Below are 25630 nucleotides of genomic sequence, written 5' to 3' on the forward strand. Positions count from 1 at the left end.
TTTTCGGCTGCTTCTTTTATTAATTGAAGCTTTTCTTCTTTTGTAAACTTTCTTTTTTCTGTCATGATCGTACAAATTTATAGATTTCTAACTATAACTTTGTCCGATTGTTTAAGGGGCCAAAACAATAGCCCTAATTTTATTGGGGCTTTTTTTAAAACATTATTCTTATCAAGAGGAGAATTGCCATCAATACTGGATTTAAAGAATTTGAATCCGCTCAAAGAACACTAGCAGGAATAGAAACCGTAAGTATCATTAGAAAGAATTAGATTGAAAAACCCAAGGCTACTACTTTTAAAACATTTTATTCTTTAGCTGTATAATATTTAATTATATTTGATTTTTAGAATTCGTTTGAATTAATGCGACAGAACCTGTTTGAGTCTTTATATTTGGGGCAGAAGTGATTACCTAGGTTCTTAATGTGACAGAACTATACTAAACAGACTTAATATGAAGTGAATATCGTGTGCCTTTTAATGCTCCTGTCCTTATTAGTATTTTCTTTTCCACTAAATCTTGTAAGTCTCTGGTTGCAGTAGAAGCAGATGTCTTGGCAATTTTAGTATAGTTATCAGCACTTAAACCTCCTTTAAACCCCGAATATCCTGCGTCAAACAGTCGCTTTACTACTTTTAATTGGCGTTCATTTAATTGAGGAGAGAAGTGATCGAAAAACTTTGTTTCCTCGATTAAAAACTCAATTTGTTTTAAGGTGTTTTGTTGGGCATCTAAAATAGTTTGACCAAAGTAAACCAACCATTCTGTAATGTCTAAAGTTGTATTATGTTTTGCCAGTGAAGAATAATAGCTTTTTTTGTCTTTTTCTATGGTGTATGATAGTGAAATTAATGTAGGTTGATGAATGCTTAAGGCAATTGATTTTTCAGCAATAGCTCGTCCAATTCGTCCATTTCCATCCTCAAAAGGGTGGATACTAACGAAATATAGATGTGCAATTCCAGCTTTTGTCAATGCTAGCATCTCCGATTTGTCTTTATCTTCGTGAACAGAGTTAAACCAATAAATAAATTGGTCCATTTCATAAGGCAGTTGTTTTGATGCTGGAGCTTCAAAATGAACTCTCTCTTTGCCTAAAGCACCAGAGACAATCTGCATAGAGTCTTCATGGTTTCTGTATCCTCCGATATTTATTAAATCACGCCGGCCATTAGTAATCATTTTGTGCCATTCAAATAGTTGTTCGTGTGATAAGGGTTTGTTATAATTCTTATATAAATCAACCATCATTTCAGAAATACCAAACTCAGCGGGTGGTATTTTTCTTTTTTCAGTTTTGAGGCCTAAGTTATTTTTGATTGAAGACTGGACACTTTCTCTGCTAAGAATCTCACCTTCTATTTCAGATGTTTTAAGAGCTTCCGTACTTAGTATTTCCACCAAAAGGTCATCTTTAGAATCTTTTTGAATATGTTTTAATACACCAGAAACCATACCTGTGTTTTGTAAAAACTGGTATTCTAATTTCTGTAATACCTTTTTGTCATAAGTAAAGTGAGGCCACTTATTATGTTGCCAATTCCATTTTTTATAGATCATGAGCTATAATATTATCATATATCGCTCAAATATATGTATAATATGAGCTATAAGCAAGTTTTTATAGCTCAGCCATCCTGATTCTGTCGTATTATTTACTCTAGCTTAGGACAAATTCACATTTTATATTTTGTCAATATTGACATAATTAACATCTTTTATGTTGTTCTCTCAATAGTCACACTGGAGTGCCCTTCTGGAGTGCCTTTTCCATTTTTTTATTTCCAGAAGAGGTATGTAAACCAAGCTTGTAAATATACTTGAGCCTTTGACTGTTTTTGACTAGAATTAAGGTCACTGAATTTAATTTTGTCAATATTGACTTTTTTTAGAAATTCGAGTCAGCCCAAAGAACTTTAGCAGGAATAGAAACCATAAATATCATCAGAAAGAATCAGATTGAAAACTCTAAAGCCACTGCTTTTAAAACATTTTATTCTTTAGCTATATGATATTTAATCATATTAGATTTCTAAAATTGAATGGATTAATGCAACAGAACCAGCAATGAAAATCAAATGGAACATCATTCAAGTTGTTTCAAAACATCTTTTTGATAATATTTACCAATTGGAATAAGATGACCATTGATATCAATTTGGGTTTTTGTATAAGAAGTCACCTTATTTATGGATACCAAGAATGAGCGATGTACCCTTAACATATGATGTTCAGTAAACAGTTTTTCGATTTTTGTAATGCCAAGTTTGGTTTTTACATCATGATTTTTACAAACAATCCGCACATATTCTTTTTGGCTTTCAATAAAAATGATGTCATCAATTAGAATCTTAATATTCTTCCTGTTTTCTTTTACATAGATATACTGATCATTGGAAATGATGCTCTCATTATCGCCAGATTCAAAATGATTATTTATCCTCGATATTGTTTTAACAAATCGCTGAAAAGAATAGGGCTTTAACAGATAATCAAAAACAACAAGTTCAAAGGCTTCAATGGCATGTTCGTTATAAGCCGATGTAATTACTATCAGTGGAGGATTCACCAGTGTTTTAATAAAATCTATTCCATTTAATTCAGGTAACTGAATATCCAGAAATATGACATCGACTTTATTTTTCGACAAATAGGAAATTGCATCCAGGGCATTGTCAAAACTTGACATGATTTCCCAATCGGAAATTTTCCCAATAAATTCCTTTAGTATCTCAACAGCAGGAAATTCATCTTCAATAATAATGCATTTTATTTTTGTCATTTAACACTGATTGGAATCTCTAAAATACAATTATAATTATGATCTACAATAGAGCTATCTAAAACATATCTTGAATCATAAATAATATCCAACTGCTTAATTGTGTTTTCAAGACCTATTCCTTCACTTGCGCCCAGGCTGTCTTTTTTAGTATTTCGTGAAATTGGATTCCTAATATGTAGTCTAATATTGTCACTTTTAACTGCTATGGATATATCGATCTGATTTACTCCCTTTTGTTCAGAAACACCATGTTTAAAGCTATTTTCAATCAAGGAAAAAATGATCAATGGCGGAATCATTATATTTGGTTTCCTATCATAGCTGAAATTAACTAATAATCGTTCTCCATATCTGCTTTTCTCTATTTCTATATAGTTTTCAATTATTTTTAATTCTTTGTCTAAAAGTATAAAATCGTCTTTACACTCATATAAAGTAAACCGAAGTAATTCTGATAATTGGATGACAAGAGCTGCCGCTTTATCAGATTTTTTCAATACTTCATAATAGATGGAATTCAAGGTATTAAATAAAAAATGAGGGTGAACCTGAGCTTTCAGGAAATTTAATTCCGCTTCCTTTTTCTCCTTGGTTAAAGCATCTATTTTATTCCTATTTCGATTCCAGTCTCTGTAATACTTAATAGCTGAAACTATTCCTATCACTTCAATATTTTGAACAAAGTGCCCACCAATTCGGTACCAATCTAAAAAAACAAAGGTATATCCTGAATCAGCAAAAAATAATGGAAACTGGATATATGCAATTAAAATTCGCCGAAGAATTACAGAAGTAGCTAGTAATAAAATGGAAAAGATTAAAAATAATATTAGTTTCTTCTTATAAATTAGAGGCAAGATAAAGTAAATAAAGAAATAGGTGGAAACTATTGTCAAGGGTAGATTCATCAAACTACTCAATAGTATTTTTACAAAATCAAGATCATATAGTCCTTGAAAAAAACTGATCATAAGCCAATAAACCATCCAAAAAAGCAGATGCTCCAAAATTCTTTTTATGTCCCAAACTTTCGTCATAGCAAGCAAAGATATCTCATTTCATAAATAATTTGATACTTTATCTACATATAGCTGATTCAGGTCAATAAAACTGACTTTAAGTATACAAAAATAGGCCTGTATACAGTATTAATCTTTCCATTGACTCTAAGAATGAATCTGTTGAAATAGTTTTTTTGTAAAAAACCATATAGCTAGTTTTAGCCAGAATTTAACCCAAAAACATCATCATCATGAAAAGATTAATTTACATGGCATTATTAGTTTTCGCCACCTTAAACATCAATGCACAGCAGTTTAGCAAAGTAATTACCGGAGAGATAGTAAATACTCCAAGTGGTTCGCGTAGCTGTAATTTTATTGATATTAATAATGATGATTTTCAGGATATACTGATCACAAATGGTAAAACAGGCGGTGAGAATAATATGATATATATTAATAATAACGGTGAGTCATTTAGTTTGATGGAGAGTGTTATTACTAATGACGGAACACCATCTGATGGAGCAAGTTGTGCGGATTATGATAATGATGGAAATACTGATGTGTTTATTGTAAACTGGTATAATATGAATAACCTCCTCTATAAAAATATGGGTGAAGGTGTTTTCAATAAAATAGACACAGGCCTTATTGCCACCAATGGCGGGTATTCAGAAACCGCCTCTTGGGGCGATGCAGATAATGACGGTTTCGTTGATCTTTATATAACAAATAGCGCAGGTAACAAGGCAAACACATTATTCAGAAATACGGGAACAGGATTTTTTGAGGAAGTCGTAAATATTAGTCCCACAACCGATAGTTATTATTCCCGATCAGTAAATTGGATTGACTATGATAATGATGGTGATCAGGATTTATTTGTTAGTAATGAAAGCAATCAAAAGAATAACCTATACCGAAACGATGGGAATTTTCAATTTACGAAATTGACCGATATCTCTATCACATCAGACAATTATACCTCAATTAGTAGTAGTTGGGGCGACTACGATAATGATGGGGATTACGATTTATTTATCAGCAACTATCAACAAAACAACCAGTTATTTAAAAACGAAGGTAATGATATCTTTACAGAAGTATCTGGACCTTGGGATACTGAGGAGGATTGCTCATTTAGTTCCTCTTTTGGTGATTATGATAACGATGGTGATTTGGATTTGTTCGTCACAAATGGCTATTGTTCAAATGATCTACAGAATCATCTATACAGAAATGATGGTGATGATGGCTTTATAAAAGTTACGGATGAACTTCCAGCAACAGATCTGGGAAACTCCTATGGGTGTGCCTGGGGCGATTATGACAATAATGGTTTTCTAGACTTGGTGGTTGCCAATTGGCAAGATGAAACACAAAACAACTATTTGTATAAAAACGAAGGAAACCAAAATAATTGGATTAAAATAAATCTGACTGGTTTGATAACAAACCAGTCGGCTATTGGAGTAAAGGTAAGATGCAAAGCACAAATCGATGGAAACTCCATTTGGCAAACTAGAGAAGTCAGTTCGCAATCAGGCTATTGTAGTCAAAATAGTTTGGTAGTTCATTTTGGTTTAAAAGACGCAATAGTAATCGATAGTCTGCAAATACAATGGACTTCTGGTATGATACAAAACTTTACAAATCTGGCACCCAATGATCTGATTCATATAACTGAAGATATTAATACAGGAGTAGGAGTTCACACAAAAAAGATCTCTATATATCCTAACCCAATAAAAGACTATTTAACTCTAAAAAGCCCGGAATTAGGTGCTGAAGATACACAGATCGAAATATTTAATCTGCAAGGGGATAGAGTTTTTAATTCTTTAATAAAACCCATACAAAATGTAGCTATTATTGATTTAAATGAACTAAGCAAAGGTATATACATTTTAAAAATTAGGGATGTAGCTTTCCAAGAAAACATGAAAATTATTAAAGAATAAAAAACCGTGCTAGTCATAAGTGGACTTTCTTATCAAAATCAATCTAATAGCTAAGTAATTTTTAAAACTATTAATAAGTATGATAAGAAAACCTAGATATAAGAGCAAGCACTTTTAATGTAACAATCTGATGGTCAATGTCGTCATTTAAATAGCGAAAATTCAAAAACTTTAAATTATGAAACAAGAAAAAAGCACCATTCATCAAATAGAAAAAATAGGAGCAATATCAGGCATTGTATCTGTGTTTTTCTATTTCGGAGCAGCAGTATTACCACTTCCATTAACTTTAGGTCAACTGTTTGGTTTTGCCTTCCCATTGCTTTGGATTATTTCATACATGGGTTTGTATCATTTCCTAAAAAAAACTCACCACACACCAACATTAGAAATTGCTTATATTTTTGGAATCATTGGTGGAGCTCTGGCTTGCACATTAATAGTAGTACAACAAGCTAATATAATGTGGAATCAAGAGGCCTTGGCTTTAGCTCCTTCGGAAGATACAAAAGCACTTTTAAAGGCCACTTTCAAAGGAGCTAATCGTGTGCAAGCTGGACTTGATGTGGCTTTCGATATTTTCATTACCATCTCCTTATTCTTCTTTGGTTTGAATATTGCTAAATCACCCAAATTCCCAGCTTTTCTTGGGTATATTTGTTCTTTGATTGCTGCTACATTGTTAATTTTAAATATGATCACTTTCCCAAATTCACCTGCAAGTTCAGGTTTATTTGATGTAGGTCCGTTTATGGGCATTTGGATGCTCGTCATATATATCTGGTTTACAGTAGTTTTATTCAAGAAAAAAAACAGCCTTTAGTCCTCTATCTAAAATATTACTGAGATGAAAAATTCCATTCTTTTAATCGCAATGCTGCTTTGCATGTTTCATGTAAAGTCGCAGCAAAATCCTTTTGTTCAATGGTCCTTCGAAACCAATGGAAAAATCCTGTCTCATCCAATCATTGATGAAGAGGGTATTTATTTTGGCAGTAATGACTCTATTTTCTATAGGCTTGATTTAAAAACGGGACAGCAAATTTGGAATTTGAAAACCAAGTCAAGCATACAGTCAAAAGCATTGATAAATAAGGACATGGTATATTTTAAAAGTGGAAATGATGTTTTTGCATTGCATAAAGATAGCGGAGAACAAGTCTGGTGTTACAGTAGTAAGGATAAACAAGGCTCTTCTCAAATTGACCCCTGGGATTATCATAGTGGTGCTCCAGCAATTTTCAATTCAATAATATATTTTGGTTTAGGAAATGGTGAATTGAAAGGATTCGATTTGAAAACCGGCGAAATAAAACAAGAGATATTAAGAACAGATACGGCTGCAATTAAAAGTGGTTTAATTATAGAGAATTCAATTCTGTATTTTGGTGATTGGAATGGTAAAGTTGATGCCTATAACCTAGCAACTGGAGAGAAACTATGGGAACATAAAACTTACGAAAAACAGCTGTACAATACCTTCGGACAAATAAATACACAATTGACAATTAATAATGATTTGTTGTTTTTTGGGATGAGGAATCCAGAAATGCAAGTACTGGATAAAAACACTGGAGAAAAAAAATGGAATTACATAGAAAAGGCCGGTGGATGGATTTCTGGTGACCCATTGGTGCATAATGACACCCTATTTATTGGGGGTTCTGATAATCACGAAATGTTGGCTTTCAATGCAAATACTGGAGAAAAATATTGGGCTTATCTGTTTTTGAATAACAACTTCTCAAAACCATTGGCTTATAAAAACTCTTTGCTTTTCACAACTGGCGATGCTTATAATGTTTATGGTACAAGCCCGGGAAGGGGATATCTTTATGCATTAAACAAATCCGATGGCAGTCTTAAAAATTTCACTACGCTTGGAGGAAATATCTATTCGAGCCTGCTTGTAGCAAATGATATGTTGTACATGGGTAGTGCCAACGGAAACCTTTATGCTCTTGATTTAGATGCATTTCTTCATGAGAAACCCAACTTAAAAACTAAAGGCTATAATTCTGTTGAAATCCTTGATGTTACTCCATCTTCCTTTTCAGACACCTTGAATATTAGTTATGAAATAAATTACAATACAATTATTAGTATTCAGATAAAAGATTTGAACGAAGATGAAGTGATTGAGTTGTATTCAGGGAAAATTAACAAGGGAGAACATTTAATAAAGTGGGATGGTACAGATAGCCATGGCAATAATGCTCAGGATGGGTATTATTTTCTTGAAATAAATTCTAGTGAATATTATAAAAAGACAATAATTCAGAAACAAATACCTGACAACGAAACCAAGTAATGTATTGTGAAACTAAGCAAAAGAAACTTAAATAATTGGCTCATGATCAATTTAATTCTGATCTATTGGTGCTGATTGTTGAACCAGGACGACTTAGATATTTTTATGCCTTCACTTTGATAGGTATAGTGGAAAAGCCAGTCACATTGACCACCCTGTGCCAATCTGATTGACCACCCCTTAGTTTCACCGAGAAAAGTTATCATTACATTATCAATTAGTTATTCAAATTAATCTGTTTATTTGTCGCCTAACTCCTATAGCAACTCAAATACAGGATTAAGCAGAGTTGGTGAGTGTTCTTTTTTAGGGTGGTCACATTGCTCTGGCGAACATGGTCAGCTTGCTCTGGCTTTGGGTGGTCTGTTAAATTCGGCTAAGGGTGGTCTAGGTCAGCGTTTTTTCCATCCAAGCCGTATAGCCTTTCATTTTAGGCTCCTCTGCTTATTGCTATTCAAAACTAGTTCCATATTCATCTTTTTCCAGACCTAAAAGTTTTTGATACCAATCTTTTGTTTTTTTTGGGTCTTTAGTCTTGAAAAATATGCCGCCTATTCCTGTTAATCTTTTCATAAGTTTATTAGAATGAATTTTTGTAAAAATAATGATTTAGTCTAAGCTTGTTACTGCAAAGAATACGCCATATGTCTTATTGCTAAATTATTCCTCTCAAAATATATTTGGAGTTCAATTTTAAAACAAATGATGATGAAAAAAACTCTACTTTTTATTGTAGTGCAATTACTGATTTTTAATGGATTTGCGCAAGACTGGGATGCTGTTGGAGGTGGAACTAATGGATCTATAAAAGCCATGATTGAATATGAAGGTGATTTAATTGTTGGTGGCTATTTTACAGAAGCTGGGGGACAAGAAGCAGCTTGTGTTGCCCGCTGGGATGGTTCACAATGGCATCCAATGGGTAATGGATTTGCTGGTGAAGTCCTTGATTTTGAAATTTATGGAGGATGGTTGTATGCTTCTGGTTGGTTTTTCAGCGATCCAAATTATACACAGGAATATGAAGGAATAGCACGATGGACAGGTTCTGCTTGGAGTCCAGTAATTGATTATGATCCTGTAAGTTGGGGAGGTGAAATTTATGATATGTTGGTTTTTAATAATGAGCTCTATATCACCAATCATAGTATTATTGGTTCGGAAGGTGTATCCAGAGTTTCTAAATTTAATGGTGCAACATGGACGGATTTGCCTGGAGCGTATACCCACAGTGGAAATCAAGGCCAAATATATACTTTGGAGATATATAATGATCAATTAATAGCAGGTGGATTATTTGATGAGGTGGATGGAAATGCAGTTAAAAATGTAGCCCGGTTTAATGGTTCAAACTGGGAGTCTTTAAACATGTTTTCTAACGGATTATATGATAAGGTTTATAAATTATTGGTCTACAATAATGACTTATATGCTGGTGGTATTTTCTTTGATCCATTTTATACCACTTTGCAAAAATATGATGGTTCAAACTGGTCCATTTACCAAATGAACATTGATGTTAATCTTTGGGATATTCAAGATCTCATGATTTATGATGATGAGCTATTTGTATCGGGTGTTTTTTATTATGAAGAAGGCCCAAATAATATCTCTGCCTGCTCTGTACTAAAAGAAACTGAAGATACTTATAGGTGGTTGGATTTAAGCTTTTTCAACTCCAATTCCACACAGTGGATAGGCTTTGCTATGTGCGCTTATAATGGAGACTTATATTTGGGTGGTGATTTTCAGTATGCAGGAAGTCAGGATGACCCAAAGAATAATATTGCACGATTTAATGGGCAGATACCTACTACTATCCAAGAATTTCAAGAATCTGAAAATGCAACTATTTTTCCAAATCCTGCCAGTAACTTGATTTATTTTAATGAGGATTTTTCTGATAATCAAAATCTAATAGTGCAAGTATACGATCTGTCTGGAAGGTTAGTTTTAGAACATAAACTGGAACAAAACTGGTTGAATATTTATGATTTGAATAATGGTTTATATCAAATCAAAGTTAGCGGAGGTCAAAATGAATATAGGGGCAGATTTATAAAGGCGGATTAGCTTGTTCTTTTTGTTTTATTGTTTTCTTAGAACACTGATGACTTGGATAGAATGGTTTCTTATTGATCTGTGAAAGTATTTAATTTAGAGTCATCAGTATCCCTGAAAACTATTTTATAAACTTCACCAACCCTGAAGCAGGGACATCAATCACCACAGCGCCTTCTTTCATCATGGTTTTTTGCTCCTTGACCAATTCTCCCATGCAATCAAAATCCTGCAGCTGAAAAGAGCCTAATTTCTCCTCATTTAATAAAACCACTTGTGAAAAAATGGATTTTTTATATCATAGTTATTGGACGAAAGATGTAATACTTGATACAGTGTTTAATGATTATTATGATGAAACTGATATTAATCTATTGGCATATGTGGATATATCTTTTAATGATATTACTGGGTTCTGTAGCATTAATTACTCAATGTTAAATAATTTCTACTTTTACCCACCAACAAAACTATAATTGATGTTTAAGCACCACCGATATCCCAGAAATATCATCTTTCAAGCAGTTTATTATAAATTAAGATTCACATTAAGCTATAGGGATGTTGAAGAATTACTTTCAACAAGAGGAATCAAGGCAGATCACTCTACTATTCACAGATGGGTTTTTTAAGTTCAGTCCTTTGATTGAAGCAATTATGCATCGAAAGAAACGGAAGGCCAATGATTTTGGGGATGGATGAAACCTATATCAAGGTAGGAGGTAAGGACCGCTATTTATATAGAGCTGTAGATAAGTATGGGGATACCATAGATTTCCTATTAAAAAGAGAAGGATGAAGGGAACAGCTCAGAAATTCTTGAATAAAGCCATTGGTAATAATGGAAAACCAAGGCTTATTAATATCGATAAAAGTGGAGCAAACAAGGAAGGTATAAGGACATTTAATAAACGGAATTTCAAGGAAATTAGATGGCGACAATGCCAGTATTTGAATAATATGGTGGAGCAAGACCATCGGAATATCAAGAGGAGAACAGCAATAAATACAGGATTTAAAGAATTTGAATCTTCCCAAGGAACTAGTAGGAATTGAAACCATGATTATCATTAGAAAGAATCAGATTGAAAACTCTAAAGCCAATGCTTTTAAATTATTTTATTCTTTAGCTGTATCATATTTAATTATATTTAATTTTTTAAATTGAGTTGTGTTAATGCTTCATAACCAAGGAGTAAGGAAATAAATTAATTTGAATAATTAATTCATGTTGAATCAAGATCCATTTTAGGTAAATATGAGGGCTGGTCAACAACTTCGGCAAAGGGTGGTCAATACTGCTGGTTTTTCCATTATGTGACAGAACAGAAATAGAGAAGCTTCTTAAGAAAGTAGTAGACCATCAAAATGCTTGGCCACATAGGCTTTGATTTTGTCAATATGCTCCGCTTTTAAAGTATAAACGAATACCACCACTTTTTGTGATTCATTCTGCTGAACAAGCTCTTCAATTAAAGGGGGTTCTGAACTGGCTACAAATGGACAATTGATTAAAAGGGTTTGAAGTTTTGTTAGTGTGACTTGGGAGAATTCTGTTGAGCTAAATGTGAATATCAATTTCTTTTTTACGAGATTTGAGTTATCGCTATCATGTGATATCACTTTTGAAATGACTCTACTATAGGGTATTGCATCTTTACTCCCTTGAGGTGTGAGGATATCAAAGGAGAAATATCCTGTTTTAATAACGCTCCCTATTAAACCTTCCACATTAATTTCGCGGTTCACTTCAATTTTTCTTTGAAGTTTTAAAATGACGCCAAATAGAAAATCACGTAATAAAAACCAAACGGGGACGATCATCAACAAAACTAAACATCCGAAGACAATCAGAATGATAAAATCTTGACGAGCATATACAAACCGTATTGCCCAAATGACAACACCAAGCCAACTTATTAATTCCACAACCGGCAATAAATATCCCAAATAGTGTTTCCAAATGATAGGAAGAGCAAGCTTTCTATGAAAAAAATAGAAGAGCCTAAATAAAGAAAATACCGCTATAATGACTAATAGGAGTGTTAAATACATAATTATTTTTTTAAATGATTCCCTTTTTCAAACTAATATTCACTAAAAAGGGTTCCAAATATTTATTGATAGTATAAATCTCTTTCCCTTTATGAACCAAGATTCCTGCATTAAGCAACTGTCTGATCAATTTAAATGACTCCTCATGGCTTAGTAACATTACTCTGGATAGTTTTTCTGTAGTCATCACTTTATGTTGAATAAACAAGGCAATAAGAATCAGCCAATCGGGTCTTATGTTCATTAAAACATCCAGATTTGGAAGTTCAGGTTTCTTAATAAATATATTTTGCTGTTCAATCTTAACAATATTTGCAAGCCAGGCATTCATGGCCACTCCTGGGTTCCCTTGTGAATATCTGAAATACTGATTGAATAAAGTAGCCATTTTAATTTGAGAAAGACTATCCTCGCTCTCCTCTTGATAATAGAAAGTAAGTCCACTGGATTTATGTCTATTATAAATAAGTTGTTGTAATTGACGTGCATCAAAAGCTTGCTTATCGAGTATCGCAATGAAATATTCGTTTAAAGAAATAAGCTGATTAATCTGCTTAATGGCATAGGAATTGGAATTGATAATGAATAAAATTTGATGACTATTTTGATTGATCAATTCAATAATTTCTTCAATCACCAACATTCCATTTATTGTTCTCTCCCACCACAGCTCAAAATCATTTATTAAAATCACACTTTCTGTAGGAAGATGTTGGCTTAATTCTGTGGTATAAGATTTCAATCCCAGAGCCTTCACAGCTTGGCTTTTCCAATCATTTAGAGAAATCGATCCTCCTTTTGGGGCTTGTATACTAAAAGTTCTATCTTTCTTGAAAAAACGATTCATCACAAATCGGCTCAAGGCGGTTTTGCCAGAACCATGGGCACCTTTAATTAAAATTGCTCCTCCATATCCTTCTTTATGTCTTTTTATGGATTCTTTCAACAGTTGAGTTTCATTAAGCATAGGAACCCAGTAGTCTTCATTTATTAATGAACTGCTGTTAAATAAAGTCCTATAAAAAATGGGAGCCTTGGCTAAAACAGTATCTTCTGGCATCTGACGGTCAGCTATATCTAGAATTTGTTGATTATTGCTTAAAGAATTCTCTTGATGAAGAAGATACTTTTGAGCCATGATCATTCCGTCACTGGAACTGTATAACAAATCAGTTAATAGGGAATTGATTTTATTTCTAATTAATGAAGTTTTAGTAAATAATCCTAAGCTTATTTTTTTACTTTTCTGTTCCCTCAATAGAGATGAGATTTCAAGCTCAGCTTCTATGATAGCATGGGAAAACAATGGAGCTAAAGCATTTTTAATCATAGCTTCGGATTGAGTTTCCATTCTATGAAGCTTCAGAATAATTGCCTGTTGCGTTTTTAATATTTGCTTTAAAATTTCATTTAAGAAAACGGTTAAGCTTTTATATGCGAAAACCTCTGTAGGCTCCTCTTCACTTTCGTTATCCATCCGGAATTTTATCAAACTCGAGGACTCTTTTCCGTCAACTATGGCCTGCTGGCAAAGTGCTTCTAGTTCTGCTAATTCCCTATAAAATGGCTCATATAAGTACGTGTCGATATAATAGCGGGCTATTTTTTGTGGTGCTACTTTTACATTTAAAGATTCTTCGGAAGGAGCTTCAGATATTTCTATTTCTTTCGGCAGTTTCTCCAAAATCTCATATATCCTGAGATGGGCTTCGGAAAATATCTCTTTCACATCTATATTTTCAGTGAATGAAACTTCTTTTAGCTTAACATCTGTTTCAGATTGTAAATTTTCAATATTCCTCTGAATTAATTCATAGGGTTGAAGCACTCTTTCCTTCACCAGATTGCCAATGCGTTCATTATTTTTTGCTATTATTGACTGGATTATTTTTTGTTCTGTAAAAATATGACAATCCAAACCGATGGCTTGGTTGATCAAATTCAATCTGATAGCCCAATCTTCAGGAAAAGATTCAAATAGGTCTGAAAGTGAAGGATGTTTTACTTTTATTTTGTTTCGAATAAGTTTTTTGACTTCTGGACTTATTAAATCCAAAGTAATATTCGTTATCTGATTACGCACTATGTCTATTAAAATTGATTTGCTTTTTACAAGCTGATTTCTCTGTTTTTGATCTAGGGCGGAGAAGATATCACGAACCTGATTCATATCTTGATTCAGTAGTTCAATTCCATAGCTATTTTTTGAAATCGACTTACTATAGATATCACTGACTAATAAAATCACTTTTTTTAGTTGTGAGAATACATAAAGGCTAGATTCTTCATAAATCTTCAATTGTTCTAAAGCTACAGGTTGCAAATAGCCTTGACTATGTGCATATAGAAGCTCACGATATTTAATATAAATGAATTTCTCTTTATCTGTATTTTGCTCCACCAAAGGAATAATGATAGTTTCTGGTGCTGCGTATAGATGATTGTCAAGTTTTAGAAGGAAAGAATGAATTCCCTGACTCAATATTTCCTTGGTTTTCAAAAGATTTTCTTTTGCTAGATTATCAAAGTACTGAACACTAAAATTCAAAAATATTTGATGCTGCTTGTGTATGCCTCTAGATAATTGTTTGCCTTTGAGCTCTTGTATAGAACTTAATAAGGTGTTTAAATTTTGAAGCACAAATTCCTGTAAAATAGAAACTAAATTCAATTCATAAAGACCTGCATCTTTCAGTGTACGATCGGAAAACTCAGTCACTATTCCTCGTAAATCCTCATCCAACTGTTCTATCCTTATTTTTAGGACTTTGTTTTCTATTTTGGGGATAGGTTTTAAGTTAGGTAATTCAGGATTCTCGGTCTCTAATGGTTTGTTTTTAATGGGTATATCAACAAGATTAATCTCTTCAAATTCATTTGAAGGGCTCAATATCATGATACTTGAATTCAATTCAGAAACCTTATTTATCTTCTCTATATACTCTTTTTGATAATTGCTTTGATTGCTTGATATTCCAAGAATAATTAAATCTGCTTCGGTAGATTCACTCTTGATGACCAGATCTAGGCTACGATTTCCAAAATCATCGCTAATAATCTTAACGCTGGCTTCTATTCTTTTTTCCTCAAGTAGGATTTTCGTATTTCTATATAATCTATCTGTATTTTGGCTATTCGGATTGATAATTAAAATCCGCAAATGAGCATCACGCCATTCTTGCGCAGTTAGTAGAATCCGCATTAAATTCAATGCAAAACTCAGATTTCTACCTTTCCCATTCCACCATATGTCTATGGTTTCTTTTTTTCCAAAACTGGCCTTTTTATCATAGTCTAAAAATACTGCATTCAAGTCTTTGTTTTTTAGGTCGGTAAGTACATTTGCTAAGAAATTTCCATTTTTCACATTCCTACTCCAACCCATCATGATGGTATTGGGTTCAAAACCACTAAAACCATATACGCTGGTTACTAATTCGATTCCAGATTCTATAGTATCACAAGTGAATTTTCGTTTAAAGAAATTGACCTCCTTAGTTTTAGTAGTTGCTATTTCAATAGTTTTTTTATTCTTACTTTGAGAAGGATGAAGCAATAATTCAAAGTCGGTAAGAGCGCCCAGTTTCCCAGATAAGGCTAAGCCTAATTCAACTAAATGGGGTCTTGATTCTTCTCCTCCGCTAAACAATATGATGTTAGGACGCCAATTTCGTTTATCTGTTTTTTCTGAACTCAATTTTAATAAAGCTTTTTTGGCCATATTAGTCCAGAAGCTGCTCCATGCATCGCCAGATTCTAAGACTAACTCTTTTCTACGAAGGTAGAAGAATAACAAGCCTAAAACCAATACGGCACCTGCCAAGGCCGCGAAATCTAATAATATCATGACAATAAAAGCAAAAGTGGCTCCTAGGATACTAACAAATTTTGGTATTTTAAAGGCAGGGCGAAAATCTGAGCTAGACCAGCTTTCTATGGCAGATGCTAAATTTAAAAAAGCATAGGTGGTTATAAAGAACATGGAAACAATTCGTGCTATTACATCTAATTGTCCAATCAAAATACCTGCTTCTGCAATTAGGAAAGCCATAAGGAGTGCATTTCGAGGCTCGTTGGTTTTTCCAGTTCCTTTAGCAAAAAACTTTGGGACTATTTTATCCATTGCGATGGCCTGAAGAATGCGAGGAGCGCCCAGTATACTTCCTAAAGCAGACGATAAGGTGGCTCCCCAAATTCCGATAATCACTAATACAGGAACCAAGGATATTTTAAACAGTATATCTTGATCATTCATTAATGCTTCGGCATCGACAGTGAAGGTATAGAAAAATGCCAATCCTATATAAACTACCAAACCTACGCCAACAGCTGCCATGGCTCCTATGGGTAATGATTTTTTCGGATCCTTTAAATCTCCAGACATCGAAACTCCAGCTTCAAAACCAGTTACTGCAGGAAAGAATATTCCAAAAAGAATCATAAATGGTGCGGCATTAACCATTGGTTCCCAATGAATTTCTTTTGGTGTAAATTCATGGTGACCAAAAAAGATAGAAATTAAAGAGAGGACAATAGCGACCATAATAAAATACTGAGATTTTATGGCCAAACTTGTACTAATGAATGTTATGGTAGTCACAATGATTAATATGGTGGTTCCCGCTATTCGAATAGAATTGATAGAAGAATCCATATCAAAATAGGCAAGAAAACTCTCTGCAAATCCAATGAGATACAAACTGACACTGAATGACAAGCCCACAAATAGTGCCAAACCAAGAGTACCTCCAATTGGTAATCCCAAACTCCGTGAAATCATGAAATAGGTTCCTCCTGTTTTTACTGTTTTATCAGTAGATAAGGAAGCAACACTTAAACTAGTAGTTATGGAAATAATATGCGCTATTATAATAATAGCAATAGTATTTATTAATCCCGCCTGCCCTAAGATAGTAGGAAAGCGTAAATACATAATAACTCCCAAAATTGTTAAAATGGAGGGGGTGAAAACACCACTAAAAGTTCCGAATTTTTTAATTCTTGACATATTATTTATCTATAAAAACAATGACTACTAATGCCTTGGGCACTAGGGTAATACTTTAAAAATCATCCAGCCGAATATGGATTTCTTTTCGTCAAATGTATATATTTTTCAATTTGAGTTTACAAATCACTAACTTTATTGTTTTTTTAATTTTATCTATAATTTTAGGAACTAGATCGGCTTTACAAGTCATTTTCTCTTTAAGAGGGTTTACATTATTTCTTTTCTAATACTGAAAGGCTAATCAGCTAAGCTAAACATATTCAATCTTAAATCGATGATAATCTGTAAATGGAAGGTTAATTCAAATAGTTATTAGGTGTTGAAGAATTAAGATCCATAGAAATAACAATAGTCTGATAAGCCACATAAAATGAATTGAAAACTTTTTTCTTTGCTAAAGCAATTCTAATATTAGTAGTCTGTTTGATTTAAGGAGACTAAATTATCCGGTATAAATTATTGTGCTATTCGAATTTATTCTTTATTAAATTCAAGTATAAATGCAAACGTTAAGATAAACCCAAGGCAAACTCTTACTTTCAGTTTTAATTAAAAAATCAACGATTAAATTAAAAAAGAAAAAGCTGCCCACTAATTCCACTAATTTTCACAGATTATTTCTACAAACAGAGTACAGCAAAGCTGAACTTTGTTTGCAATCTGTGTTAAATTGCGGAAATCTGTGGACAAATTAAAAGTATGCGTTTGCCCTGAGATAAAACCCAATAGAATTTTATTTTACCTAAAGTGATTTATTTAAAAAAATATAAATATCAAATTAAGAAGTGAAGCCTTATTGTATGGCTGTTATTCAGTTTGATACAATAAAACTATTCTATAATTGGACACTGTAATATTTATTTATCTTTGTTTTAAATTTTTAAAACTGGCTTAATGAGACATAATTTTACAATACTTTTAGTAATACTTTCTTTTTCCTTTTTATTCTCAGGTGATTTGCTTGCCCAAAAAAAGGAAAATCTAGAAGGGATTGAAATTGGAATGATGGCTCCAGATATTGAGCTTCCATCTATTGAAGGGATAACCATCAAGCTTTCCCAACTAAAAGGAAAGGTGGTTCTTATCAATTTTTGGGCAGCATGGTGTGCCCCTTGTCGTAAAAAGGTTCCTGCACTGCGTGAGATATTAAATACTTATAAAGACTCAGAATTTGATAATGGAGAAACTGGCTTTGAAATATTTTCTGTATCACTTGATAAAAATGAGATCTCATGGAAAAATACAGTGGTAAAGGATAGTATAATAGATTTTATTAATGTGGGCGATATGAAAGGCTGGGACTCACCTGCAGCAAATGCATATCATATTAAGAAGATTCCCTCAAGTGTATTAATAGATGGGGAAGGAAAGATTTTAGCTATAAATTTAAAACCAAAAGACTTGGATAAAAAACTGAAGAAGTTGAAAAATGGTTCTTGGTTTTGGTTCTAAGCTATAATCTCAAATCTTAGAATACATTTTCCTGAGGACTTTTTTTTAGATGATTTCATAGTTTGTAAATTTGATATATAATACATGTTATTACTTTTATTTTATTTGTTTCTGGCTCTGTTTGTTTCATTCCTATGTTCCATAATGGAAGCAGTGCTTCTCTCTACTCCTCAATCCTTTTTGATAGTTAAGCAGGAAAACGGAAATGCTTGGGCAAAAGGATTTGTAGATCTGAAAAGCAATATTGATAAGCCTTTGTCTGCAATATTATCATTAAATACAGTAGCGCATACCATTGGTGCAGCTGGTGTTGGAGCGCAAGCAGTTGCTGTTTTTGGGGCGGCTTCTTTTGGCCTGGTATCGGCCATATTAACCATTTTGATTTTGGTAATTACAGAGATAATCCCAAAAACAATTGGAGCTAGATACTGGAGGAACCTGGCGAAGATTTCATATCAAATCATTAAATTCATGATTATTATTACCTATCCATTGGTTGTGATGTCAGCAGTGATTACTAAACTTATTTCAAAAAATAAGCAAGAGGAAACTACCAGTAGAGAGGAAATCGCTGCCTTAGCAAATATAGGAGCAGATGAAGGCGTTTTTTCAAATAAAGAGCATAAAATTATTCAAAATGTACTGCGTCTCAAGAATGTGAAAGTAACAGAAATAATGACTCCAAGAGTTGTTGTTGCAGTTGCAGATGAGGAATTATATCTCAGCGATTTTTTCAAGAATAAAGATTACCTAAAGTTTTCCCGTATTCCAATCTATACCGAAAATGATGAAAACATTACAGGCTATGTTTTTAGACAGGAAGTATTTGAAAAACTGGCAGAAGACCAACATGAATTAAGACTCAAAGATGTAAAACGAGAGATTGTTGTTGTGCCAAATAGCATTGTATTATTTACTTTATGGGAAGAACTATTGGATAAAAAAGAGCATATTGCTTTAATTGTAGATGAATATGGTGGTTTAGACGGAATTGTAACGATGGAGGATATTATAGAAACATTGCTTGGGCTTGAGATTATGGATGAAAAAGATACCATTGTTGATATGCGAAAATACGCGAGGGAACGATGGAAGGAAAGACAGTCGAAATATAATAATATTAATAAATTAGAAAAGCAAGACTAAGATAAAAGCTAGATTTATACCTGGTTGGAAACTGGTTTTAAGTAGCCTGTTATGAGCGTTTTGTGTAATAGGTGGAAATAGCAAAGATTGATGTTGCAAATGATCATCCTAACATATTGCCGCTGTTATTATAATTCATCCTCGTTTTAATGACAAACTGGGGTTCGGAAGAGAGTCTATTAAATACATTTGAGGTTTCAGAAATAATCGATCAATAATTGCTACTCGCGCGATACTTTAATGCAACCAGATGTTCAATAATTATAAGTTTTTGTTTTTCATAATCTGCAGAACTTTTGTAAGTACATCCTAATGCATCAGCCAAATTATTAAGTCCTGTATCTGTGTCTGGATATTCTGTTCCGTTATATTTGTATGTACAAGAGGAGCCCGTTATACAGCAAACTTCTACATTCTTTTCTTCCCCACAATTAAGAACTTCATTCATATCTTGCTGTTCGCAGCTTTCATCATTCTCTTCTTCACATGCTGAGAATGATATTGAGATTAAAGCTATCATTGCAAAGGCCGCCAATAATTTTAATATTTTCATAGGTTTTGTATTTAGTGCATAGCTAAAATAAAGCTAAATGATTAAACAAAATTAAGTATTTTTCAGAATCTAAGTCCTCTTATTTTAAATTTATTCTGGTTTTGTGTTATAATGGATGTTTTTGGGGAAGAAGATGAAGTCAAGCATTTTCTTTTGTACTCTAATCTTATTCATCATATCATCTCGACTGTCCTTTGAATCAAGACCCACTTTTGATTTCCCGTCTGTAACTGCATATCTGATTTTTCTAGAACTTTTTTTAAGTGACTTTTTATCTATTTCTTCTCCGCTTTCGTTTTGTTTTTTGTTTCTTTTTTGCGATTTGCCGAAGAGGATGTTGCTCAAATGCATTTCCATGTGATATTCACTGTCCCCTTCCAGACTTTGCATCCCAAAAGCGGCTATATCCATGGCATTACTAACGATATCTGTTCTTGGAACATAAAGCTTGTTTTTAAACATGAAAATATTACTTCGTAAGGTTTTAAATTGGATATTGTCGAGTTCTTTAATGCTTGTGAATTTTGAAATCTCCTGTGCTGGAGGATAATTATAAACACCTCCTTGTTCTAGTTTAAGATCCCCACTAATCATCATTTTATCAATTCTTACCGAATCATCAATAGGCACAAATGTATTGATGTCAACAGATAATAATCCACTTATATTATCGTAAGTGATTAATGAATCCATTCCAAAATTATCCATGTCCTGTAATAGTGTTTGCATATTCATATTACTGACTACATTATGGGTGGAAACAGATTGTGTGCCATCTTTTCTAAGCTTATAATGAACCGAATTACTCATCTCACCTTCGAATACCTTAAAGTTAAATTGATCTAAAATATATGAGCTGTCGGTAAATTTAAAAAGGGAGGACATATCGTGGATATGGAGTCTATGGATATTGAAATCATCAAGAAGCATTGAATCTATGATAACACTATTTACCGAGGCTGAGCCATGAATTAAATAGGTCCAGTTTTGTTTTTCCTGAGGAGTGTTTTCTTGGGAGTGTTTTTCTGCTTCGGAATTGCCAAGATTCATTAGGTGTTTAAAATCATCAAGATAGAAATCTCCAACTTTGATATTGCTATGAACATATAGTTCTTTTTCTTGATTCAGAAGAACGGCTTTGTATAAGTTGATGATTTTGCTAGAGTCTGTTCCCAGTTGTAAACCATTATAGTTTGCTGAAAAATGATTGATACTCAAGCTGTCATTTTCTAAATGAATTTGAGCGGAGATACCATTCATATTCATAGTTGAATCTGGGAATGTCATGGCAATGTTGTTTAGCTTTAAATCAAAACTACTTTTTTCGAAAAGTATGTGCATTAATTGCGAATCCAAAGAATCAAGATTGACCTTTCCTTGAGAAGTGATATAGGCATGTGCTAGTCCTGACATGTCCTTCACCATTGAATCTGGTACAAAGGGCATTAACTCATCAAATTGCAGGGTAACATTGGTTTTAATCTTGAATTCTGGGCTTTCAAAATTGTTTATTTCTCCACTGCCAGTGAGTTTATTCCCTCCATTTTGAATGATAAATGAATTTATTTGTGCACCCATGTGAATAGGGTCGCTAAGTTTTCCATTTAATAGAGTTGATAAAGAGGAGTTGTTTAGATTGATATTAAATGCTTCAGATTTTAAACTCAGTTGTTCTATTTGGATTTCTTTTGTTTTTGATTTATGAGGTGTGTAATTAATTTGACTGCTAAAATGCTCTATTGGTATTGAATCAAATAGTATAGCTGAAAACTCCTTGAATTGAAGGGAAATAGTACTGTTATCCATTATGTCATCTATAAAATCATCGCTGTATTTTTCGGGGATGATGCCTTTTGTATTAATCTCTGCGACAATATTCCCGTTCATGCTTTTTGCAAAATCGTCAGGAATTAAGTTTTCAAATTCAGCCGCATTTAAATATGAAATGGAGTTGATATGGTAGTTGGGGTTGTGAAAATCGGATAGGCTTCCTACCATTTGTATGTGGCTCAGTGGACTAATCAGTTCATGATGTTCAATATGAATGGAAGCCTCACTCATATCCATCTTTTGGCCTGTATTAATGTGTGCTCTTAGTTTTAAAGTATCAATTTGAGGATAGTCAATGGATAGAATCTTTATGTTGTTTAAGTTTACTTGGGCATCAACAACTGGTATCATGGTGGAATCGGCCATATCTCCTTTAATAGTCCCAGAAATATCCAATATGCCTTCGATGTCGAGGATGCCATATTGTTTCATATAGCCTGAGGGTAGATAATTCTCTATAACATTAAGATCTAGTCTTAATGATTCAATTATAGCATCCACTGTGATGGTGTCCATATAATTAAAAACTCCTTTTACTCCTAAATAGATACCATTGCTTTCTAATGCCAGTTTGTTAAGCTCCAATTTTTCGTCATTATAATTCGCTTTTAAATCTAAGCGAATGGGTTCTATTTGAGGAAGGCTTGTGTTCTGGACTAAGCTGATATATTCTTCGGGAGCATATTTTTTCAAGATATTCAAGTCCAGAGTATATGCATCAATGACGGCATCTATTCCAATGTCATCATTATTGCTGACAGTTCCCATTATACGCAAAACAATGCCTTCACTATTGATGTTGAGTTGGTTGATTATGGTTTCGTTGTTTTCAAATTCCAAATCGAAAGCTAGTTTGCAGGATTCCATTTGATCTACCTTTGTATCTTCGAACTGACAATGGCTTAGAGTAAAGGAACCATTGGCTTTCCCATTATAATAATTGTTGTTTGTTTTGGCTTTTATAGTGATTTCAGGAATAGTAATCTGTGATCCAATATCTGTAATACTGTCATAATAATTAATATGAATGTTTTCCAAATTAAATCTCTCTGCACTAAAGTCGAGGCCGCTTGTAAGAGTATCTTCTGTATTTTCATTATTAGAATCTATCGATTCGTTTAAGAGAAAGTCGATATTTGACCTCCCATTTTTATCAATGATATATTCAAAATCTAATCCTGCAATTTCCAATTTGTCAATGGTGTAAATTCCAAACATTAGATCCCAAGAGTTAAGGCCCACTTTTAAGCTATTGATGAAGAAAAGCGTGTCGCTATTTTGGCTTTGGGGTTCACCGATGTATAATTGGTTTATTTCGGCAGTCAGCCTAGGAAAAGAAAATAGAGGGTTAAGAGAAACCTTGCCTATGGACATGGGAGCGTTTATCTCGGTCTCTAATTTTTCGATGGTAAAGGATGCTAATTTGTCTTCATATATTTTGGCAACCACTACGGTTATCATCATGAAAAGAATTAATGATAAAATAATCAAGCCTGTTATTTTTATGAACTTATACAGAATTTTCATGCTCCCCTTTGTTTTGATTTTGAATGCTGGGCATCAAGTTAATTTAACATCCATCTTATTAATCTTTCAAAGGTAAAATAATTTCTGTTTTTTCTCGTCAACATTTCTAAAATTAATGGGAGACCTACTATTATTTTGAGGGTGTTGAATGTTGACTTCACTAAGGTTTCCATCATTATTCCTTTTCAATAACTTTTAGTTCAATCAAGGCATAAACAATATCTAATATTTCTGAAATCTCACTTTCTTCTACATCAGCTTTTCGCATAATGGTAGCTACGCTTTCAAAATAGGCAGTTGGAAATGGTAAATGAAATAAAAACTTCCCTTGTGGTTTAGTGAGATTTATTTTTCTTTCGGTACGTTCACGGCCTTTTCCTATCCAAACAGCAACACTACTGAAATATTCATTATTGCGGGCGGTGTAAAAGTTTACGCCAGCGTTTTTATGTTCACGAATATGCATGGTACTGTGATCTTGTGGGTCTGTTTTGGTTCCTAGTACTTCTAAATCTAAATCAATAGTAATTCTGTTTACTAGTAATGTATATCTATTATAGGGTCTTTTCTTCTCATATACCTCCTCCTTTTCTAGAATACCTAGCTTGGTCATGGCCTCGAGAAAGTCCTGAGCGGTTTTAATATGCAAATTAAGTCTTGATGCTGCCTCAGATGATGATATACTTCTGTAGTTCACCAGTAATTTGAAAAACTCCTCTGTATATTCTTTTGCCAAAAATGAGCCCAATATTGCTGCTTCTTTAAAAGTCATGACTTGTGATTTTAGATTATAAATTATGCGAAAAAGTCTGATTTTACAGTGTTAAGCTTATCTATGATTCTGACTTCTTCACCTTTGCGATAGTCATCTAAGAACTCAATAAATAAGTTTCCAAGATTATTGCAGAGTTGGTCGAATGCTAGGTTTTCTTTATAAGATAGATAGGTTTTTCGAGAAATATGTACACTCACTTGACCAGTAGGGTCAAAGGCGATCCAAGTGTCTTGTATTACATTAAAGCCAGACCGAACGAGCAAGCCCATAGCTGCATTATTATTGGTTGGAATAAGGTATATTTTATCCCCATCGCTATAATGGATGCAAATGAGGTTTTTGCGTAAATATGCCACCATGGCCAATATCTCATCTTTAGTAAAATCGATTTCCCTAACCGGGAATGGGCGTTCGGTATAGGCATCGTTTGAGGATTCAACTCCTATGGCTGCAAGCTCTAAAATATGATTTCCTTTCCATCGGGTCTGGCCGGTAACCATCATATAGAAAAGCCAAATCCAGGAAAGAATCATCCAAACTAAAAAAAGTCTAGAGATAGGTGGGAATACGATTGGGTGATTGCCAGTGTGTTGAGTTTGTAGGGTAAATAGGACAAAGCCAAAAGCAAGAAGGTAAGAGGAGCTTACTAAATATACATTGCTTCTAGTTTGAAGATAATAGAACCCTAAGCTGATTAAGGCATAAATGATAATAATTCCTCCCAGCATTTTTAATCCAATTTCTATACCTAGAAATATAGAGGATAAGGCAAGTATGATAAAAGAAATGATGGCAGGGATAAATACTTTAATTGACGATCCTGATTTTAATTTTTTTATAGGTGACATAGCTTTTGTGTTTAATACTTGTTATTATATATACTTCATAAAATATGAACTATACAAAAGTACAACTATTTGTATTCTAATGTCAAGTGCTTAGGTATATTTTTATTTATTGCAAAAAAAAATGGCATGTTATTTATTATCAAAGGCTATCTAATAGCAAATAGTGTTTTAATTAATATAATAGGGTTACCCATTTAAGTCTCGTGTAATTTAATCGAAGCGTAAGCAATCGGTTTATGCTCTACGCATCTCTGAATGATTTTATCTAAAATTGATTGGCGATGATTCCTTCTGTTAAATCTAAAGAA

At 33.3% G+C, this 25630-nt stretch carries 19 protein-coding genes and 1 pseudogene; 9 read left to right on the top strand and 11 right to left on the bottom strand.

The window, feature by feature from the left end; translation table 11 throughout:
* Window positions 1-441: 441 nt before the first annotated feature.
* The 3 genes from HNS40_RS17870 to HNS40_RS17880 all read right to left on the bottom strand — a co-directional run bounded on the left by HNS40_RS17870 (window position 442) and on the right by HNS40_RS17880 (window position 3825).
* Window positions 442-1563 (bottom strand): Fic family protein, encoded by a 1122-nt coding sequence (locus HNS40_RS17870; RefSeq protein ID WP_172283423.1) that lies wholly within the window; start codon window positions 1561-1563, stop codon window positions 442-444.
* 526 nt (window positions 1564-2089) lie between these two features.
* On the bottom strand, window positions 2090-2785 hold the full coding sequence (locus tag HNS40_RS17875; protein ID WP_172283425.1) for a LytTR family DNA-binding domain-containing protein: 696 nt from the start codon (window positions 2783-2785) through the stop codon (window positions 2090-2092).
* A complete protein-coding gene (locus tag HNS40_RS17880; protein ID WP_172283427.1) occupies window positions 2782-3825 on the bottom strand; it encodes a sensor histidine kinase in 1044 nt (347 codons plus the stop codon). The genes HNS40_RS17875 and HNS40_RS17880 overlap by 4 nt, the downstream gene beginning before the upstream one ends.
* 215 nt (window positions 3826-4040) lie before the next feature.
* Here HNS40_RS17880 and HNS40_RS17885 point away from each other — a divergent pair, with 215 nt between their 5' ends.
* From HNS40_RS17885 to HNS40_RS17895, 3 genes are all read left to right on the top strand, one after another.
* Entirely contained in the window at window positions 4041-5753 is a 1713-nt protein-coding gene (locus HNS40_RS17885; RefSeq protein ID WP_172283429.1) for an FG-GAP-like repeat-containing protein, read from the top strand.
* A gap of 178 nt (window positions 5754-5931) precedes the next feature.
* Window positions 5932-6576 (top strand): DUF4386 family protein, encoded by a 645-nt coding sequence (locus HNS40_RS17890; RefSeq protein WP_172283431.1) that lies wholly within the window; start codon window positions 5932-5934, stop codon window positions 6574-6576.
* A gap of 24 nt (window positions 6577-6600) precedes the next feature.
* A complete protein-coding gene (locus HNS40_RS17895; protein ID WP_172283433.1) occupies window positions 6601-8064 on the top strand; it encodes a PQQ-binding-like beta-propeller repeat protein in 1464 nt (487 codons plus the stop codon).
* Window positions 8065-8514: 450 nt separating this feature from the next.
* Here the strand turns inward: HNS40_RS17895 and HNS40_RS23545 are convergent, their stop codons facing one another.
* Window positions 8515-8637: a hypothetical protein gene (locus tag HNS40_RS23545; RefSeq protein ID WP_256367556.1), complete on the bottom strand. Its 123-nt coding sequence runs from the start codon at window positions 8635-8637 to the stop codon at window positions 8515-8517.
* Window positions 8638-8772: 135 nt separating this feature from the next.
* On the opposite strand from HNS40_RS23545, the gene HNS40_RS17905 reads away from it, so the two are divergent.
* Window positions 8773-10137, top strand: a complete 1365-nt coding sequence (locus tag HNS40_RS17905; RefSeq protein ID WP_172283435.1) for a T9SS type A sorting domain-containing protein — start codon at window positions 8773-8775, stop codon at window positions 10135-10137.
* Window positions 10138-10246: 109 nt separating this feature from the next.
* On the opposite strand, the gene HNS40_RS17910 is transcribed toward HNS40_RS17905, so the two are convergent.
* Complete coding sequence (locus HNS40_RS17910) at window positions 10247-10399, bottom strand: hypothetical protein (RefSeq protein WP_172283437.1); 153 nt, start codon at window positions 10397-10399, stop codon at window positions 10247-10249.
* A 10-nt stretch (window positions 10400-10409) separates the two neighbouring features.
* Between HNS40_RS17910 and HNS40_RS17915 the strand changes: the two genes are divergently transcribed.
* The 3 genes and pseudogenes from HNS40_RS17915 to HNS40_RS17930 all read left to right on the top strand — a co-directional run bounded on the left by HNS40_RS17915 (window position 10410) and on the right by HNS40_RS17930 (window position 11181).
* Window positions 10410-10601, top strand: coding sequence for a hypothetical protein (locus tag HNS40_RS17915; RefSeq protein WP_172283439.1), 192 nt, complete (start codon window positions 10410-10412; stop codon window positions 10599-10601).
* A 3-nt stretch (window positions 10602-10604) separates the two neighbouring features.
* The gene (locus HNS40_RS17920) at window positions 10605-10757 is read left to right on the top strand and encodes an IS6 family transposase (RefSeq protein ID WP_172283441.1); all 153 of its coding nucleotides are present in this window, start codon (window positions 10605-10607) and stop codon (window positions 10755-10757) included.
* A gap of 62 nt (window positions 10758-10819) precedes the next feature.
* Window positions 10820-11181: pseudogene (locus HNS40_RS17930) on the top strand (transposase).
* Window positions 11182-11469: 288 nt separating this feature from the next.
* Here HNS40_RS17930 and HNS40_RS17935 read toward each other — a convergent pair.
* Window positions 11470-12180, bottom strand: coding sequence for a mechanosensitive ion channel domain-containing protein (locus HNS40_RS17935; RefSeq protein WP_172283448.1), 711 nt, complete (start codon window positions 12178-12180; stop codon window positions 11470-11472).
* A 10-nt stretch (window positions 12181-12190) separates the two neighbouring features.
* Window positions 12191-17188 carry an amino acid permease gene (locus HNS40_RS17940; protein ID WP_172283450.1) on the bottom strand — a complete coding sequence of 1666 codons (4998 nt, stop codon included), beginning with the start codon at window positions 17186-17188 and terminating at the stop codon, window positions 12191-12193.
* Window positions 17189-18085: 897 nt separating this feature from the next.
* Here HNS40_RS17940 and HNS40_RS17945 point away from each other — a divergent pair.
* On the top strand, window positions 18086-18643 hold the full coding sequence (locus HNS40_RS17945; RefSeq protein ID WP_172283452.1) for a peroxiredoxin: 558 nt from the start codon (window positions 18086-18088) through the stop codon (window positions 18641-18643).
* A gap of 84 nt (window positions 18644-18727) precedes the next feature.
* Window positions 18728-19789, top strand: a complete 1062-nt coding sequence (locus tag HNS40_RS17950) for a CNNM domain-containing protein (RefSeq protein WP_172283463.1) — start codon at window positions 18728-18730, stop codon at window positions 19787-19789.
* 211 nt (window positions 19790-20000) lie between these two features.
* Here HNS40_RS17950 and HNS40_RS17955 read toward each other — a convergent pair whose 3' ends face one another.
* The 4 genes from HNS40_RS17955 to HNS40_RS17970 form a co-directional block, all read right to left on the bottom strand.
* A complete protein-coding gene (locus HNS40_RS17955) occupies window positions 20001-20342 on the bottom strand; it encodes a hypothetical protein (RefSeq protein WP_172283465.1) in 342 nt (113 codons plus the stop codon).
* A gap of 90 nt (window positions 20343-20432) precedes the next feature.
* On the bottom strand, window positions 20433-23699 hold the full coding sequence (locus tag HNS40_RS17960; protein WP_172283467.1) for an AsmA family protein: 3267 nt from the start codon (window positions 23697-23699) through the stop codon (window positions 20433-20435).
* A gap of 175 nt (window positions 23700-23874) precedes the next feature.
* The gene (locus tag HNS40_RS17965) at window positions 23875-24471 is read right to left on the bottom strand and encodes a hypothetical protein (RefSeq protein ID WP_172283469.1); all 597 of its coding nucleotides are present in this window, start codon (window positions 24469-24471) and stop codon (window positions 23875-23877) included.
* Window positions 24472-24494: 23 nt separating this feature from the next.
* Window positions 24495-25322 (bottom strand): hypothetical protein, encoded by an 828-nt coding sequence (locus HNS40_RS17970; RefSeq protein WP_172283471.1) that lies wholly within the window; start codon window positions 25320-25322, stop codon window positions 24495-24497.
* Between the last annotated feature and the right edge of the window lie 308 nt (window positions 25323-25630).

Origin of the sequence: Lentimicrobium sp. S6, assembly GCF_013166635.1 — a bacterium.
GTDB lineage: Bacteria > Bacteroidota > Bacteroidia > Bacteroidales > UBA12170 > UBA12170.

What these genes read in the sequence shown, in the direction of transcription:
- HNS40_RS17870 (WP_172283423.1), bottom strand. Translation starts at nt 1,563, where the DNA reads ATGATCTATAAAAAATGGAATTGGCAACATAATAAGTGGCCTCACTTT.
- HNS40_RS17875 (WP_172283425.1), bottom strand. Translation starts at nt 2,785, where the DNA reads ATGACAAAAATAAAATGCATTATTATTGAAGATGAATTTCCTGCTGTT.
- HNS40_RS17880 (WP_172283427.1), bottom strand. Translation starts at nt 3,825, where the DNA reads ATGACGAAAGTTTGGGACATAAAAAGAATTTTGGAGCATCTGCTTTTT.
- HNS40_RS17885 (WP_172283429.1), top strand. Translation starts at nt 4,041, where the DNA reads ATGAAAAGATTAATTTACATGGCATTATTAGTTTTCGCCACCTTAAAC.
- HNS40_RS17890 (WP_172283431.1), top strand. Translation starts at nt 5,932, where the DNA reads ATGAAACAAGAAAAAAGCACCATTCATCAAATAGAAAAAATAGGAGCA.
- HNS40_RS17895 (WP_172283433.1), top strand. Translation starts at nt 6,601, where the DNA reads ATGAAAAATTCCATTCTTTTAATCGCAATGCTGCTTTGCATGTTTCAT.
- HNS40_RS23545 (WP_256367556.1), bottom strand. Translation starts at nt 8,637, where the DNA reads ATGAAAAGATTAACAGGAATAGGCGGCATATTTTTCAAGACTAAAGAC.
- HNS40_RS17905 (WP_172283435.1), top strand. Translation starts at nt 8,773, where the DNA reads ATGAAAAAAACTCTACTTTTTATTGTAGTGCAATTACTGATTTTTAAT.
- HNS40_RS17915 (WP_172283439.1), top strand. Translation starts at nt 10,410, where the DNA reads ATGGATTTTTTATATCATAGTTATTGGACGAAAGATGTAATACTTGAT.
- HNS40_RS17920 (WP_172283441.1), top strand. Translation starts at nt 10,605, where the DNA reads ATGTTTAAGCACCACCGATATCCCAGAAATATCATCTTTCAAGCAGTT.
- HNS40_RS17935 (WP_172283448.1), bottom strand. Translation starts at nt 12,180, where the DNA reads ATGTATTTAACACTCCTATTAGTCATTATAGCGGTATTTTCTTTATTT.
- HNS40_RS17940 (WP_172283450.1), bottom strand. Translation starts at nt 17,188, where the DNA reads ATGTCAAGAATTAAAAAATTCGGAACTTTTAGTGGTGTTTTCACCCCC.
- HNS40_RS17945 (WP_172283452.1), top strand. Translation starts at nt 18,086, where the DNA reads ATGAGACATAATTTTACAATACTTTTAGTAATACTTTCTTTTTCCTTT.
- HNS40_RS17950 (WP_172283463.1), top strand. Translation starts at nt 18,728, where the DNA reads ATGTTATTACTTTTATTTTATTTGTTTCTGGCTCTGTTTGTTTCATTC.
- HNS40_RS17955 (WP_172283465.1), bottom strand. Translation starts at nt 20,342, where the DNA reads ATGAAAATATTAAAATTATTGGCGGCCTTTGCAATGATAGCTTTAATC.
- HNS40_RS17960 (WP_172283467.1), bottom strand. Translation starts at nt 23,699, where the DNA reads ATGAAAATTCTGTATAAGTTCATAAAAATAACAGGCTTGATTATTTTA.
- HNS40_RS17965 (WP_172283469.1), bottom strand. Translation starts at nt 24,471, where the DNA reads ATGACTTTTAAAGAAGCAGCAATATTGGGCTCATTTTTGGCAAAAGAA.
- HNS40_RS17970 (WP_172283471.1), bottom strand. Translation starts at nt 25,322, where the DNA reads ATGTCACCTATAAAAAAATTAAAATCAGGATCGTCAATTAAAGTATTT.